Raw genomic sequence first — 14,780 nt, forward strand, 5'->3', positions numbered from 1 at the left:
CGCCTTCAGGGGGCTCGCCCCCGCGGGGTCCACAGCGGGGCCGGATAGCATCTGGCCTCGATGGACACCGAAGCACAGCCGACGGAGCGCGACCGCTCCTCCCGCCCTTCCGACTCCGAGGCGATCTCGGACCCGGAGGGCCAGGAGGGACGGTCGCGCTTCGCGTTGGTGTCGCGGATCACGGAGCGCATCACCGAGTGGCTGCCGGGCGGACGGATCAGTCTGACCCTGCTGGTCCTGTTGGTGTTTCTGCTGCTGCTCAACACGTTCGTGGTACGGCCGTTCGAGATTCCCAGCGGATCCATGGAGTCCGGATTGAGGATCGGGGACCGCGTTCTCGTAAATAAGTTGGCGTACCGTTTCGGTGCCGATCCACGGCGCGGTGATGTTGTGGTGTTCGACGGAACCGGGTATTTCGGGGATGCCGACTACATCAAACGCGTTGTGGGTGTGGGGGGAGACCACGTGGTCTGCTGTGACAACGAGGGGAGGATCCAGGTGAACGGCCGGTCGGTCGACGAGTCGACGTTCCTGTACGCCGGCGACAGCCCGTCCACGGTGCGCTTCGACGTCGTCGTACCCGACGGGTCCCTGTTCGTCCTCGGCGACCACCGCAGCGCCTCCAGAGACTCCCGCGACCATCTGGGCTCGCCCGGCGGCGGCATGATCCCGGTCGGCGAGGTCGTCGGCCGCGCCGACTGGATCGTATGGCCGACCGCGCACTGGACCCGACTGCACCGTCCCGACGCCTACGCGCGCGTGCCCGCAGCGGAGGGGGTCCATGGGTAACCGTGGCAAACCGCGCGGCGTCCCGAGCAGCCCCGCCGAGGATCTGCTGCCCACCGGTTCCCGGCGCGCCGCCAGCCCCGCCGGCGGTCGCACGCGCGCGGAGCGGCGCAAGCTCCAGCGCAAGGTCAAGCGCCGCCGCAGGCGCTCCGCGATCAAGGAGATACCCCTTCTCGTCGGCGTCGCGGTCCTCATAGCGCTCGTGCTGAAGACCTTCCTCGTCCAGGCCTTCGTGATCCCCTCCGGCTCCATGGAGCAGACGATCCAGATCGGCGACCGTGTCCTCGTCGACAAGCTCACGCCCTGGTTCGGCTCCAAGCCGCAGCGCGGTGACGTCGTCGTCTTCAAGGACCCCGGCGGCTGGCTCCAGGACGAGCAGACGACGGTGAAGAAGGAGGACCCCGTCGTCGTCAAGCAGGTCAAGGAGGCGCTCACCTTCATCGGCCTGCTGCCGTCGGACGACGAGAAGGATCTGATCAAGCGCGTCGTCGGCGTCGGCGGCGACCGGGTCAAGTGCTGTGACACGCAGGGACGGGTCACCGTCAACGGCGTTCCCCTGAACGAGGACTATCTGTACCCCGGCAACGCCCCCTCCGAGGCGAAGTTCGACATCACCGTCCCGCAGGGCCGGCTGTGGGTGATGGGCGACCACCGGGCCAACTCCGCGGACTCCCGCGCCCACCAGAACCAGGACTACGGCGGCACGGTCTCCGAGGACGAGGTGGTCGGACGGGCGATGTGGATCGCCTGGCCGCTCGGTCACATGACCGACCTGGAGGAGCCGAATACCTACGCTTCGGTCTCCGACTCGGCGACCGGGTCGACCGCCGCTCCCCAGCTGTCGCATAGGGTTGCTCCCGACGATTCGAACGGAACGATCCAGCTCCCGAGCCCTGCGGAACTCCCGCTCGTTATGGGAGTGGTGGGCCTGCGTCGTCTATGGGGCAGGCAGCGGCACAGAGTGAGGAGTTGGCGTGGGGGATGTGGCGGTTGGCGCACGGTCCGGGCACGACGGCGAGGAGCACCGCGGACACCCCGTGGAAGCAGCCGACCCGGCCGCGGACGGCGCCGTGACCTCCGGGAATGACCCCGGAGCGGCCGGCGACGGCACAGGGTCCGGCGGGCAGCCGCCGACCGACGGCCAGGGGCCCGGGGCTGCCCCCAAGCCGAAGAAGCAACGCTCCTTCTGGAAGGAGCTGCCCATCCTGATCGGTATCGCGCTGGTCCTCGCGCTGCTGATCAAGACGTTCCTGGTGCAGGCGTTCTCGATCCCCTCCGACTCGATGCAGAACACCCTCCAGCAGGGTGACCGCGTCCTGGTCGACAAGCTCACCCCCTGGTTCGGCTCCGAGCCCGATCGCGGCGAGGTCGTCGTCTTCCACGACCCCGACAACTGGCTGGCGGGCGAGCCCACTCCGGATCCCAACGCCCTGCAGACCTTCCTCAGCTGGATCGGTCTGATGCCGTCCGCGGAGGAGAAGGACCTCATCAAGCGCGTCGTCGGCGTCGGCGGCGACACCGTCGAGTGCAAGGGCACGGGCCCGCTCAAGGTCAACGGCAAGGCGCTGAACGAGCCGTACGTCTACCCCGGCAACACGCCGTGCAGCCAGGACGATCAGGGCGGCCAGTTCAAGGTGAAGGTCCCCGAGGGCTTCATCTGGGTCATGGGCGACCACCGGCAGAACTCCCGGGACTCGCGCTACAACCAGGCCGACACGAACCACGGCATGGTCCCCGTCGACAAGGTCGTCGGCCGCGCCATCGTGATCGCCTGGCCGATCAACCGCTGGGACACCCTGCCGGTCCCGGACACCTTCGAGCAGAACCTGAACGCCCGCTCCGCAGCCCTCACGGTCGCGCCGCAGGGGCTTGCCCTTGCGGGTGCGGTGCCGCTGGTGCTGTGGCGGCGGCGCCGGGTCGCGGCGGCTGAGACGCGCTGACCGCCGGACGCGGGTCTCCAAGGGCGCGCCTGCGTGGGCGGGGCCTCTTGCGGACCCGGCTCCTGCGGGCGTGCCTTGCGGGACGCGCTTTCCTGAACCGACCGCTCCGGGCGCGCTCGTCCGGGCGGGGCCTTTCAGGAGGCGCCTTCCCTGGCCGGCCGTCACCGAGTGGCGAGAGGCGGGCTGTCGTCTCGCCCAGCACCCGGCTCCGCCTGGCGTCCCGCGCTGGCGAAAGCTTTGCCGAGCCGGTGGTCTCGGTGCCCGGGAGGGGCTGCCCGGTGTCGGTACCGCCGGGTAGGGTGCGGATCCATGGGTGGCGAGAGCAGTACACGTACGGCGCCGCGTGACGGTGGCGCGAGCAGGGGCCCGGCGGGCAGCCGGACCGGGCAGCGGTTGTCCGGCCTGGCCGTGGCGCTGGGCCTGGTGCTGTTCCTGGGCGGGTTCGCCTGGGGAGCGGTGCTCTACCGGCCGTACACCGTGCCCACCAGTTCGATGGCACCGACGATCGGAGCCGGTGACCGGGTGCTGGCCCAGCGCGTCGACGGCGACGAGATTCGCCGTGGCGATGTCGTCGTCTTCACCGACAAGACCTGGGTGACGAACGCGCCCGTCGTCAAGCGCGTGGTCGCGGTCGGCGGTGACACGGTCGGCTGCTGCACGGACGGCAAGCTGACCGTCAACGGCAAGCAGATCGACGAACCGTATCTGGCCGAGGACAGCCTGGCCGAGATCCAGAATTTCCCGACTGTGACCGTTCCGAACGGCAGGCTCTTCCTGCTCGGTGACGAGCGCAGCGGCTCGCTGGACTCCGCCGCCCACCTCACGGACGCCGCCAGCGGCACCGTGGCGCGCAGTGCCGTCTCGGCCAGGGTGGACGCCGTCGTATGGCCCATGGACGGCATGCTGGAGCGCCCCACCAGCTTCGAGCAGCTCGGCGCGCTGTCGACGCCCGGACCGCTGCGGACGGTTCTCGCGCTGATCGTGGTGGGCGGCGTGCTGGTCCTGGCCGGCGGAGCGTACGGCCCGGTCGCACAGCGGCTCGGCGGCCGCTCCCGCGCGCGGACGGAGCCCGCGAGTGCCCGCTGAGGCGGCGCAGCGGCAGGACGAAGGGTTGCGCAAGGTCGCCCGGGTCGTACTGCTCGACCCCGACGACCGCATCCTGCTCCTGCATGGCCATGAGCCGGAGGATCCGGCCGACGACTGGTGGTTCACGCCCGGCGGGGGCCTCGAGGGCGACGAGACGCGCGAAGAGGCCGCGCTGCGGGAACTCGCCGAGGAGACCGGCATCACGGAGGTCGAACTCGGCCCCATGCTGTGGAGGCGGAGGTGCTCGTTCCCGTTCGCGGGACGCCGCTGGGACCAGGACGAGTGGTACTACCTGGCGCGTACGACGCAGACGGCGACCCGGGCCGTGGGCCTCACCGAGCTGGAGCGACGCAGCGTCGCCGGTGCGCGCTGGTGGACGTGTCAGGAACTTGCCCGAGCGCATGAGACGGTGTATCCGACCAGACTCGCCGAGCTGCTGCGCAGGCTGCTCGACGAAGGTCCCCCCGCCGGGCCCGTGACCCTTGACCCCGAAATTGTCTAGGTGCTGACGGGACTGGCGCACAATGGTGGGATCGCACGGCTGAAGGGGAACATGCCATGAGCGCCGAGGACCTCGAAAAGTACGAGACCGAGATGGAGCTCAAGCTCTATCGGGAGTACCGCGATGTCGTCGGTCTGTTCAAGTACGTGATCGAGACTGAGCGGCGCTTCTACCTGACCAACGACTACGAGATGCAGGTGCACTCGGTCCAGGGAGAGGTGTTCTTCGAGGTGTCCATGGCGGACGCCTGGGTGTGGGACATGTACCGGCCGGCGCGGTTCGTGAAGCAGGTTCGGGTGCTCACATTCAAGGACGTGAACATCGAAGAGCTCAACAAGAGTGACCTGGAGCTCCCGGGCGGATGACGCTCACCCGCGGGGGTGAGGAAGTTATCCACAGTCGCGGACTTGTCCACCAAGATCCAATAGCTCGCTGAGCGGGTTGCAGTGTTGGCGCCGGAGGTGGTGCCGACATGAACGCACGCAGTGCACTCGGCAGGTACGGCGAGGAGCTGGCCGCGCGGCGGCTGGTCGAGTCCGGGATGACGGTTCTCGAGCGCAACTGGCGCTGTGGCAGGACCGGAGAGATCGACATCGTCGCCATGGACGGTGACGTGCTGGTCGTGTGCGAGGTGAAGACCCGCAGGACCGGCGGCTTCGAGCATCCGATGGCCGCGATCACGCCCGAGAAGGCGCAGCGTCTGCGAGGCCTTGCGGAACGCTGGATCCATGCTCACGGAGGAGCTCCACCCGGGGGCGTGCGCATCGACCTGGTCGGCATCGTTCTGCCCGGCCGGGGCGCGCCCGTGGTCGAGCATGCGCGGGGGGTGGCCTGACATGGGCTTCGCGCGTACGTGCTCGGTGGCCCTTGTGGGCGTCGAAGGGGTCGTCGTCGAGGTCCAGGCGGACCTGGAGCCGGGGGTGGCGGCGTTCACCTTGGTGGGGCTGCCGGACAAGAGTCTGACGGAGAGCCGGGAAAGGGTGCGGGCGGCCGTCGTCAACTCGGGCGGTGAATGGCCCCAGAAGAAACTCACCGTCGGGCTCAGCCCGGCGTCGGTGCCCAAGGCGGGCAGCGGCTTCGACCTGGCGGTGGCCTGTGCCGTCCTCGGCGCCGCCGAGCGGATCGATCCGAGGGTCCTCGCCGACATCGTGATGATCGGAGAGCTCGGCCTGGACGGACGTGTGCGACCGGTCCGGGGCATCCTGCCCGCTGTGCTGGCCGCCGCGGACGCCGGATACGAGCAGGTGGTCGTCCCGGAGTGCGCCGCCGCCGAGGCCTCGCTCGTGCCGGGTGTGTCCGTCCTGGGCGTGCGCAGCCTGCGCCAGCTGATCGCCGTTCTCGCCGACGAACCCGTACCCGACGAGGCACCCGACGAGCAGGGCCGCCCGGATCCGCTGCTCGCGGGACTGCGCGTACCGGGGACGGGCGCGGCCACGGGCATGCACAGCATGGGCGCGGTCCAGTCCGACCACGGGCACGACCTCGCCGACGTGGTGGGCCAGATCTCGGCGCGCACGGCCGTGGAGGTCGCCGCGGCGGGTGGGCATCATCTGTTCCTGGAGGGGCCGCCCGGGGCCGGCAAGACGATGCTCGCGGAGCGGCTGCCGGCCATCCTGCCCCTGCTCAGCAGGCCGGAGTCGCTGGAGGTCACCGCGGTGCACTCGGTGGCGGGACTGCTGCCTCCGGGCAAGCCCTTGATCGACGTGGCCCCCTACTGCGCCCCGCATCACTCGGCGACGATGCAGGCGCTCGTCGGCGGTGGCCCCGCCGTCGCACGGCCCGGCGCGGTGTCGCTCGCCCATCGTGGTGTCCTCTTCCTGGACTTTAGCGACCACTAACGAAGTGTTCGTGTCCCTCGTTGAGACGCCCATCGGCCGCGTCACGTAGGTCTTTAGCTAGCAGTTTGCTTCTGTTCGCCCTGTACAGGATGAAGCGGAAGGAATGCCTGGTGCGAAGCACATTGGTGCTGGAAGACCTGCGGGTGCAGAAAATCAGACGGACGGACGGCAGCTGGTCGTTCGGGATCGTCTGCCCCGATTGCTCGGTCGATGAGGAGTCGGAGAGCTATCTGCGCCTTTACGAGGGCTCGGGTTCCCAAGAGACCTACGCCTACTACCTCGTTGACCACCTTCGGTGGCGCGTCCGCGAGGGCCTGACCACAGAGACGATCACGATCATGGACCTCCACCGCTATCAGGGTGCGGTGGGGGCGCAGGTGCCGATGCCGTACGGGACGCCGTGGCGGGTACCGCCGAAGCGCCCGTACGGCACCTCGGCGCTGTCGATCTCCGCGACCGTCCTGAAGGGCTTCTACCTGCACCAGTGCGTGAAGCGCGGCATCAACGACGAGCTGCGTGAGGCGCTGGACGTCGAGCGGCTGCCCACCAAGGCGGACCGCAACAGGTCCTTCTTCGGGCACGTGAAGAACTCGATGCCGTCGAATCCGCTGGCACCACGGCAAGGCACCCGTCGACGGCACCCGAAGATGCTGCCGGACAATGCCCGGCTGGAGTTGATGCGCGCGGTGAACACCGCCCGCGACGAGATGGTCGTGACCTGGTTGTCCGACACGGCCCTGCGGATCGGCGGCCTGGCTGGCCTGCACCTGGTCGACCTGCACCTGCGTGAGAACGCGGCCTGCGGCGAGTGCAAGAGTCCGCACGTCCACGTCTGTCACCGGCAGACCAACCCCAACCGAGCCAAGGCGAAGAAGAAGGAGGACTGGCAGACGACCGACGGCGTGATTACCGGCGGCGAGATCTACCGGGCAAGCCCGGCCATGGTCAGCTCCTACTTCAAGTACATGACGAGCGAGTACGCGAAGTACGCGACGGGGCACGGCATGCTCCTGATCCAGTTGTCCGGGCCGCGGATCGGCGAGCCGTGGACGGCGGACGCGGCCCGCGGGATGCTGCGGCGGGCCGGCCAGCGGGCCGACCTGCCCGGCCGCATCAAGCCGCACGCGTTCCGGCACACGACAACCAACAAGATCCTCGACGTCACGGACAACGACAGCTGGGTGGCCAAGGCGGCTGGCAACTGGGCGTCGGTGCAGACCGTCGAAGAGGTCTACGGCCACCCCGACATGCACTCCACGGAGTTCACCTCCGCGCTGAAGGCGGTCTGGGGTGAGGAGGCGTGAGCGAACCCGCCCGCAACCTGCTGCCCGTCATCACCCCGGATCAGCCGAGCCGGACCACGGGCGATCGCCTGGAGGTTCTGCACACGCTGATGGCGGCGCCGGGCTTCGACGCCGCCCTGTTCCGCCAGGACGTGATCCGCATCCCGGAGGAGCACGAGGCATACGGGTGGATCTGCAAGGTCCCGCAGTGCGAGCGGGCCCAGGAACCGGCGTGCTCGCTCTGCGCCAACCACATCATCGAGTGGCGCAAGGCCCGCGTAGCTGGCGGCACCCTCGTCGACTTCATGCGCACGGCCGAGCCGTTGACGCCGACGTCCTGGTATCAGCCCGAGGATTGCACGATCTGCCCGGACATCCCGGCCTGGGCGTCCAATCCGCTGTGTTTCCTGCACACCCAGCGGTGGATTGCCCGCAAGGTGAACTGGAAGCGGCTGGGCCGGGACGGCTTGCCGGACTATGAGGCGTTCCTTGCCTCCCAGCAGCCGTTCGTGCCGTTCGGGAAGTGCCGGGTGCTGGCCTGCCCTGACCTGGCGGAGAACCCGATTGGGCTGTGTCAGCGGCACGTCCGCCGCTATCGCAAGGCCGGCTCGCCCGGCCGGGTCCATCTGCCCAAGGGCTGGGGCCGCTGGCTGTCGGACCGCGGCAAGACGATCCCGGTCCTCTACGACGACGAACTGGCGTTCCGGAAGTGGTGCGCCGAGGCCGACCCGTCCCACCGGATGAACGGCACTGTGTCCCTGCTGGGGCTGCGGCCGCTGGCGAAGGCGGAGATCCAGTGGTGCATGTTCCAGCGCACTCAGATGACGGTCGAGGCCGGGCACTGGCCGCTGCCCTGGATCCAGTACCTCGCCGACGACTGCCGCAACCTCAAGGTCAACTCGCTGGCCGACCTCGACCTCGAAGGGATGAGGAACTTCCCGGCGCTGGTCGCCAAGGGAATGCTCCGCATGTTGCGGCTGGTCTACTTCACCCGCGAGGACACCCGGGACGCCGGCTACATCGAGACCGAGCACTTCGGGGTCAAGCTCAGCAGCCACGGCGGGCAGATCGACCTGGTCGGGGTCTCCCAGCGGTGGCTGCGTGACCTGGTCTGGGACCAGATGGCCCACCGGCTGCTGACCGACCCGCCCCGCAGCACCCAGCCCTTCGACCTGGACCGGCGCGGAGCCGCGGAACTCAGCGCGTTTTTGGAGGTTCAGGTGCCCGAGGGCGGCCATGACCCCCGGCTTATCGAAGGCCGTCACATGGTGGACTTCGTCGCCGATCAGCGGCACCGGGCCGAGCACGGCATGCGGCCCCTGGCGGCGAGCCGCCGCCGCGGCGGCAAAGAGCATGGCCCCGTCACTGCGGGCATGGTCTCCGGGTACTTCGACGGGGTCCGCCGCATCCTGCGCAAGGCCCTGGAGAACGGGGACACCGAACGCCTCGGCCTGGACCGGGCGTTTGTCCTGGCTGTTCCCACGGGGAGGCGGATCAAGGGCCGGCGCCGCCCGTTCCCCGACGACGTCGCCCAGGCGGTCTCCAAGGAGGCCAACCTGCAGGCCCTGGACGCCCAGGACGTCGACGACCGCGGGCTGCGGGACATCTGGGAGGCTCTGGTCGTCACCGGCCGCCGCAGCAGCGAGGTGCTGAAACTGCGGCTGGAGTGCATCGGCCGGCTCGGCGGACTTCCGATGTTTTGGTACGACGCGACGAAGGTCGGCAATTACGACGAGGCCATCCGCATCTCGGAGCGTCTATACGAGCGACTCAAGGCCCGTCAGGCCCGCACTATCGACCGGTTCCTGGAGCGCGAGGGCCGCGTCCCGAGCGGCGAGGAACGACGGAAGATCGCGTTGTTCCCGGCACGGAACTCCAACCGGAACCACCTCAAGGGCATCAGCTACGGCTGGTTCAACACCCAGTTCCGCCAGTGGATCGACTCGCTCACCGACATCCACGTCGTCACCCACCAGACCCGACACACCCTGGCCACCAACCTGCTGAAGAACGGGGCGAACCTCACCCACGTCAAGCGCTACCTCGGGCAGGTCTCCGAGGCGATGGCCGAGCACTACGTCCACCTCGCCAACACCGACCAGCGGCTCGAAGACGCCCTGAACGCGATCTGGGTCACCGGCCCTGGCGCCCTGGAACCGGGCGTGGTGCTGTCCGGCGGAGAGCCGATGAGCCGCGAGCAGGCCGAGGCGATGATGATCGACCTCACCCGCAAGTCGACCCCGGCCGAGGGCGGCTTCTGCACCTTCCAGGTCGTGGTCGACGGCGGCGCCTGCCCCTGGCAGATGGACTGCCACAACTGCGAGAAGTTCGTGATGTCCGGCGCCGACCTCGTCTACTGGCACCGCAAGCGCGAACAGTGGCGGATGCTCGCCGAACGCGCCGGCGACCCCAAGGTCACCGACTACCTCCACCAGCTCTTCGAGCCCACCGCCCTCGCAATCGACGGCCTGGAGAAGGCCCTGGCCGCCGTCGGCCTCCTCGACGAAGCCCTCGCCCTGGACCTGCGACGGCCTCAGGACTACTTCGGCCGCGTCTGGGCCACCGCCTTCCGCGCCAACGAACTCGCCCAGCACGAGGACCACGGCGACACCGACTTCGACGACGAGTACGACACCGACGACAACGAGGACCTGTCATGACCGCTGCCGACCGCCACCTGCAGATCATCGCCCGCCAGCAGCTGGGACACGTCCCTGTCGAGTCGATCGAGACCTACATCCGTGCGGACGCTACCTCGGTACTCAAGTGCACCGAAGGCATCGAGCGCGTGGTGGTCCAGCGGCTGAAGCACCTCCCCGTCGAGTTGAGCGAGCTCTACGTCAGCACGTACGCCGCCGCGGCGTTTGAGTACGCCCACAGCGKCGCGATCACGGTCGTAGACGCGGTCCGGCCAGCCGACGAGGGCGAGGTGACGCTGTGACCTCCGGCCCCGGTCAGACCGCGGCGGCCATCGCCGCCCGCCGTCAGCAGACCAACGACAAACTCACCCGCGTCGAGRAGGCCATCACCCAGCTCCGCCGCGAACGCGGCCGGCTCGCAGTGCGGGCGATCGCCGAGCGGGCGGATGTGTCCGCCACCTTTCTCTACGAAAATCCGGACGCCCGCGCGCTCGTCCAGCAGGCCGTCGTGRACAGCAAGAGCCGCCACGACCGACGCACCGGCGAGAAGCACGAGCTGATCGAGGCGTCCTGGCGAGAGCGGGCCCTGAACGCCGAGGCCGAACTCACCCGAACCCAGAAGGAGGTCCTGCTCCAACGGCAGCGGATCGGCGAGCTCATGGGCCAGCTCCGCGACATCGACCAGATGGTCCCAGGCGAGTCCGTCCAGCACCTCACCACCGAGAACACCACCCTCAAACGCCGCCTTCAGCAGGTGACGCAAGAGCACCGCAAGCTCCAAGAACGCCTCGATGGCGCCCGCACCAACCTTCGCTTCTCCGACAAACGCATCGCCGACCTCGAAGTCCAGATCCTCGAACTCCAGCAGGCCCTCCCGGCCGGCACCCCGCAGTGAGGGAAACGCCATGTTCGTCTAACGCTTCCCCTCGACCTCTACGCCGACGACCACGACAGCGTCCTGCCCCTGACCTACTGGCTGACCGACAACGTCTGGCCCGAGAAGGCCGCCTGGGTCCTGGAAGCAACCCTTGCCCTCGYCGACGCGGCACTGGCCGTCCGGTGGGACGGAGACATGCGGCACTTGCCCTTCGTCGACGTCCACGCCGAGAAGACCACCGGGGAACCCGCGCTGATCGTCCTGCAGCAAGACCCCGGCGCCGACTCCTTCGTGATCAGCCGCAGCCCCGTGGCCTGGGCCGGGCGGCAGAGCGACAGGTGKCACGAGACCCGCACCCGCGACATCGGCCCTGCGGTCTTCATCGCTCCCCCCGGAGAACCCGAGCACACCGTCGACCTACTCGGACCCGCGTCCTTCTGAAAACTCGGTCCCGTCCCCCGTTTGGCTGATCGTAGGTGAATCTGCGATTACCAAGGCCGGTGGTCTAAGGACGGCATACGCGGTCGGGGCAACGAGCATGCCAGCGAACTTTTGTGGCGACGCCTCCCTACGCTGAGGGCATGGCTGGAAAAGTTGCCAGATCGTCGCGAAGTGTCGTGAGCTGGTGTTGGAAGTGCGTGCTGCACCCGTTTCGAACGTGTCAAAACTTTCGACGCTGCATTGCCATTCACCATCCAGCGGTATACGCACTTCGTTGGTGGTGGCTCGGTGGTGAGGTGCTGGACGGCGGGCCAGTCTGCGGATGTGGGCCTTGCGGTCCGTGGCCGTCGTCGGGGCGCGTGCGTGCACCGAGTACGGCGCGCACATGGCGGCCACCCTCGCCGGCGGTCTCGCCGAGCGGGGGTGGGTGGTCGTGTCCGGGGGTGCCTACGGAGTCGACGGGGCCGCTCATAGGGGTGCTCTCGGCGCCGGCGGGGCCACCGTCGCCGTGCTCGCCTGCGGCGTCGACCGGCCCTACCCGCGCGGGCACACCCAGTTGATCAACAGGATCGCGGAACAGGGACTGGTCATCGGGGAGCTGCCACCCGGCGACCATCCGACGCCGAGCAGATTCATCGTGCGGAACAGGGTGATCGCGGCGCTGACCCGGGGCACGGTCGTCGTGGAAGCCGCCCATCGCAGCGGCTCACTGGTCACCGCACGGGCGGCCCAGCGGTTGGGCCGTCACACGATGGGGGTTCCCGGCGCGGCCACCAGCGGCCTCTCGGCGGGGGTCCATGAACTCCTGCGCGCAGACGCCGTCCTGGTGACCGACGCCGCCGAGGTGGTCGAGCTCGTCGGCGACATGGGCGAGCTGGCTCCCGAGCGGCGCGGTCCCGTCCTGCCGCGCGACCTGCTGGAGCCGGCCGCCCGCCGGACCCTGGCCGCCCTGCCCGGCCGCCGCACGGCACGGGCGGACGAGATCGCACGCGGTGCGCAGACCACCGAGGACGACGCGATCGCGAGACTGTACGAACTCCGCTCACTTGGCTACGTCGAACGACACGGCGATGGCTGGAAGTTGACACGCCAGGCGATGATCTCCGTTCGCGCCGGTCGAAGCGGATGTTGACCGAGCGTGTTCGGCCGTACGGGGGAACACGGATGCCCTTGTGAATTCCCCCAGTTGGGGTGTTCGGGTGATCACGTAGAGCGATCACCATGACCCTGCGGGGCGTCCAGCGGAACGTATCTGCGTACGGCTTGCCCTCCGTCGTTCGCGCACCGCGACACTTCAGTCACGCTACGCTCACGAGGATTCCGGCGCAGACCGGCACCTCGACACCGGAAGGTCCCCAGAACGGCACCAGAGCGACATCCGACCGACAGCTCCCCCAAAGCACCCCCCACTTCACGGCAGAACGGCACAAGGCAACGAATGCCCCAGCACACCTCCGGCTCCGACCGGGCGGCGATCCCCCCAGCCGCCCGTGACGGTGGCAGCGTGCGACCGCCCGCTCCCTCGACGCTCGACGAGCTGTGGCGGTCGTACAAGGCGACGGGGGACGAGCGATTGCGCGAGCAGCTGATCCTGCACTACTCGCCGCTCGTCAAGTACGTAGCGGGCCGGGTGAGCGTCGGTCTGCCGCCCAACGTGGAGCAGGCCGACTTCGTCTCGTCGGGGGTGTTCGGGCTGATCGACGCGATCGAGAAGTTCGACATCGACCGGGAGATCAAGTTCGAGACGTACGCGATCACGCGGATCCGGGGCGCGATGATCGACGAGCTCAGGGCGTTGGACTGGATCCCGCGTTCGGTGCGGCAGAAGGCGCGCAACGTGGAGCGGGCCTACGCCACCCTGGAGGCGCGGCTGCGGCGCACGCCCACCGAGGCGGAGGTGGCCGTCGAGATGGGCATCGCGGTGGACGAACTCCACGCGGTCTTCAGCCAGTTGTCGCTGGCGAACGTGGTGGCGCTGGAGGAGTTGCTGCACGGCGGGGGCGAGGGCGGCGACGGACTGAGCGTCATGGACACGCTGGAGGACACCGCCGCGGACAATCCGGTCGAGGTGGCCGAGGACCGGGAGCTGCGGCGGTTTCTGGCGCGGGCGATCAACACGTTGCCCGAGCGGGAGAAGACCGTGGTGACGCTGTACTACTACGAGGGACTCACGCTGGCCGAGATCGGGAACGTGCTGGGCGTGACCGAGAGCCGGGTCAGTCAGATCCACACCAAGTCCGTGCTGCAGTTGCGGGCGAAGCTGGCCGGCTTCGGTCGTTGACCTCGCGGGACGCGCGTGGGGTTGGGCGGAGACACTCCCGTCGGCGCGGGCGCGTCCGTAGAGTGGTTGACGTGCCAAGGATTCGAGCGGCCTCCGTGGCCGAGCACCGGTCGATGCAGCGAGCCGCCCTGCTGGACGCGGCGCGATCCCTGTTGTCCGAGAGTGGGACGGAGGCGCTGACCTTCCCGGCTCTCGCCGAGCGGACGGGGCTCGCGCGGTCGTCCGTCTACGAGTACTTCCGGTCGCGGGCCGCCGTGGTCGAGGAGCTGTGCGAGGTCGACTTCCCGGTGTGGGCTGCGGAGGTTTCCGCGGCGATGGAGCGGGAGTCGACTGCCGAGGGCAAGGTCGAGGCGTATGTGCGCCGGCAGCTCTCGCTGGTGGGGGACCGGCGGCACCGGGCCGTCGTGGCGATCTCCGCGAGTGAGCTGGACGCCGGGGCTCGGGAGAAGATCCGGGCCGCGCATGGCGGGCTGGTCGCGATGATCGTCGAGGCGCTGGGGGAGATGCACGCGGAGCCCCGGCTGGCGGCGATGTTGCTGCAGGGGGTCGTGGACGCGGCCGTGCGCAGGATCGAGCTGGGCGCGGCGGAGGAGCCTTCGGCGATTACGGAGGCGGCTGTGGCTATGGCGTTGCGGGGTGTGCGGGGCTGACGCGTGCTGGGGGCTGCGCTCGAGTGGGTTGCGCAGCCAGGCGCCGGCGGGGTGCCGCCCATCTTTGGGCCCGGGAGCCGCCCTGGGCGGCGCGAGTGCCCGCGGGTTGCGAGCACCGGTTGCCATGGATGCGAACACCGGTTGCCGTGGATGCGAGCACCGGCTGCCATGGATGCGAGCCCTGGCTGCCACGGATGCGAGCACCGGCTGCCACAGATGTGAGCCCTGGCCGTCCTGGCCGAGCCGGGTAGGACGGCAACGGCACCCCCAGCACCGGCAGCAACCTCGACGGGCCCCTGTGCAGCAGCCACGGTGGCAGCAGCGACAGGGGATCCAGGTACGCCTCACCCCGCCGCAAGCCCCAGTGCACGCACGTCCCCCCGCAGTGCGACCCCGGCGAGGCTCTGCGGGCGGCTGGTGTTGTTGCTGCTCCTGACGGCGACGATGCTGCTGTCAC

General features: G+C 69.2%; 14 protein-coding genes and 3 pseudogenes. 16 read left to right on the forward strand and 1 reads right to left on the reverse strand.

The genetic code is table 11. The features are described 5' to 3' along the window. Nucleotides 1–60: 60 nt before the first annotated feature. The 16 genes and pseudogenes from lepB (EAO75_RS06605) to EAO75_RS06680 all read left to right on the forward strand — a co-directional run bounded on the left by lepB (EAO75_RS06605) (nt 61) and on the right by EAO75_RS06680 (nt 14,323). The gene (lepB, locus tag EAO75_RS06605; RefSeq protein WP_147994020.1) at nt 61–789 is read left to right on the forward strand and encodes a signal peptidase I; all 729 of its coding nucleotides are present in this window, start codon (nt 61–63) and stop codon (nt 787–789) included. Then, nucleotides 782–1,873 (forward strand): signal peptidase I, encoded by a 1,092-nt coding sequence (gene lepB, locus EAO75_RS06610; RefSeq protein ID WP_147994021.1) that lies wholly within the window; start codon nt 782–784, stop codon nt 1,871–1,873. The genes lepB (EAO75_RS06605) and lepB (EAO75_RS06610) overlap by 8 nt, the downstream gene beginning before the upstream one ends. Next, nucleotides 1,761–2,726: a signal peptidase I gene (gene lepB, locus EAO75_RS06615; protein ID WP_147994022.1), complete on the forward strand. Its 966-nt coding sequence runs from the start codon at nt 1,761–1,763 to the stop codon at nt 2,724–2,726. The genes lepB (EAO75_RS06610) and lepB (EAO75_RS06615) overlap by 113 nt, the downstream gene beginning before the upstream one ends. A gap of 309 nt (nt 2,727–3,035) precedes the next feature. Beyond that, a complete protein-coding gene (gene lepB / locus EAO75_RS06620) occupies nt 3,036–3,812 on the forward strand; it encodes a signal peptidase I (protein ID WP_147994023.1) in 777 nt (258 codons plus the stop codon). Then, the gene (locus EAO75_RS06625; RefSeq protein ID WP_147994024.1) at nt 3,802–4,314 is read left to right on the forward strand and encodes an NUDIX hydrolase; all 513 of its coding nucleotides are present in this window, start codon (nt 3,802–3,804) and stop codon (nt 4,312–4,314) included. Before lepB (EAO75_RS06620) ends, EAO75_RS06625 begins: the two co-directional genes overlap by 11 nt. A 56-nt stretch (nt 4,315–4,370) precedes the next feature. Next, entirely contained in the window at nt 4,371–4,679 is a 309-nt protein-coding gene (locus tag EAO75_RS06630) for a DUF2469 domain-containing protein (RefSeq protein WP_003965949.1), read from the forward strand. 107 nt (nt 4,680–4,786) lie between these two features. Beyond that, nucleotides 4,787–5,149 (forward strand): YraN family protein, encoded by a 363-nt coding sequence (locus EAO75_RS06635; protein WP_147994025.1) that lies wholly within the window; start codon nt 4,787–4,789, stop codon nt 5,147–5,149. 1 nt (nt 5,150) lies between these two features. Next, nucleotides 5,151–6,137 (forward strand): annotated as a pseudogene (locus EAO75_RS06640) (YifB family Mg chelatase-like AAA ATPase); the annotation flags it as partial. 125 nt (nt 6,138–6,262) lie between these two features. Next, on the forward strand, nt 6,263–7,456 hold the full coding sequence (locus EAO75_RS06645; protein ID WP_261989159.1) for a tyrosine-type recombinase/integrase: 1,194 nt from the start codon (nt 6,263–6,265) through the stop codon (nt 7,454–7,456). Further along, entirely contained in the window at nt 7,453–10,095 is a 2,643-nt protein-coding gene (locus EAO75_RS47070) for a tyrosine-type recombinase/integrase (RefSeq protein WP_261989160.1), read from the forward strand. The genes EAO75_RS06645 and EAO75_RS47070 overlap by 4 nt, the downstream gene beginning before the upstream one ends. Then, complete coding sequence (locus EAO75_RS06655; RefSeq protein ID WP_147994027.1) at nt 10,092–10,376, forward strand: hypothetical protein; 285 nt, start codon at nt 10,092–10,094, stop codon at nt 10,374–10,376. Before EAO75_RS47070 ends, EAO75_RS06655 begins: the two co-directional genes overlap by 4 nt. Next, the gene (locus EAO75_RS06660; RefSeq protein ID WP_147994028.1) at nt 10,373–10,969 is read left to right on the forward strand and encodes a DUF6262 family protein; all 597 of its coding nucleotides are present in this window, start codon (nt 10,373–10,375) and stop codon (nt 10,967–10,969) included. Before EAO75_RS06655 ends, EAO75_RS06660 begins: the two co-directional genes overlap by 4 nt. A 177-nt stretch (nt 10,970–11,146) precedes the next feature. After that, on the forward strand, nt 11,147–11,392 hold the full coding sequence (locus EAO75_RS06665; protein WP_147994029.1) for a hypothetical protein: 246 nt from the start codon (nt 11,147–11,149) through the stop codon (nt 11,390–11,392). A 307-nt stretch (nt 11,393–11,699) separates the two neighbouring features. Then, a pseudogene (locus tag EAO75_RS06670) lies at nt 11,700–12,524 on the forward strand (DNA-processing protein DprA); the annotation flags it as partial. Nucleotides 12,525–12,830: 306 nt separating this feature from the next. After that, entirely contained in the window at nt 12,831–13,673 is an 843-nt protein-coding gene (gene whiG, locus EAO75_RS06675) for an RNA polymerase sigma factor WhiG (RefSeq protein WP_147994030.1), read from the forward strand. A 95-nt stretch (nt 13,674–13,768) separates the two neighbouring features. Continuing rightward, the gene (locus EAO75_RS06680) at nt 13,769–14,323 is read left to right on the forward strand and encodes a TetR/AcrR family transcriptional regulator (protein ID WP_147994315.1); all 555 of its coding nucleotides are present in this window, start codon (nt 13,769–13,771) and stop codon (nt 14,321–14,323) included. 250 nt (nt 14,324–14,573) lie between these two features. On the opposite strand, the pseudogene EAO75_RS47075 reads toward EAO75_RS06680, so the two are convergent. Next, nucleotides 14,574–14,780: pseudogene (locus tag EAO75_RS47075) on the reverse strand (hypothetical protein); the annotation flags it as partial.

The organism is Streptomyces sp. UW30 (assembly GCF_008042075.1).
Taxonomy (GTDB): domain Bacteria; phylum Actinomycetota; class Actinomycetes; order Streptomycetales; family Streptomycetaceae; genus Streptomyces.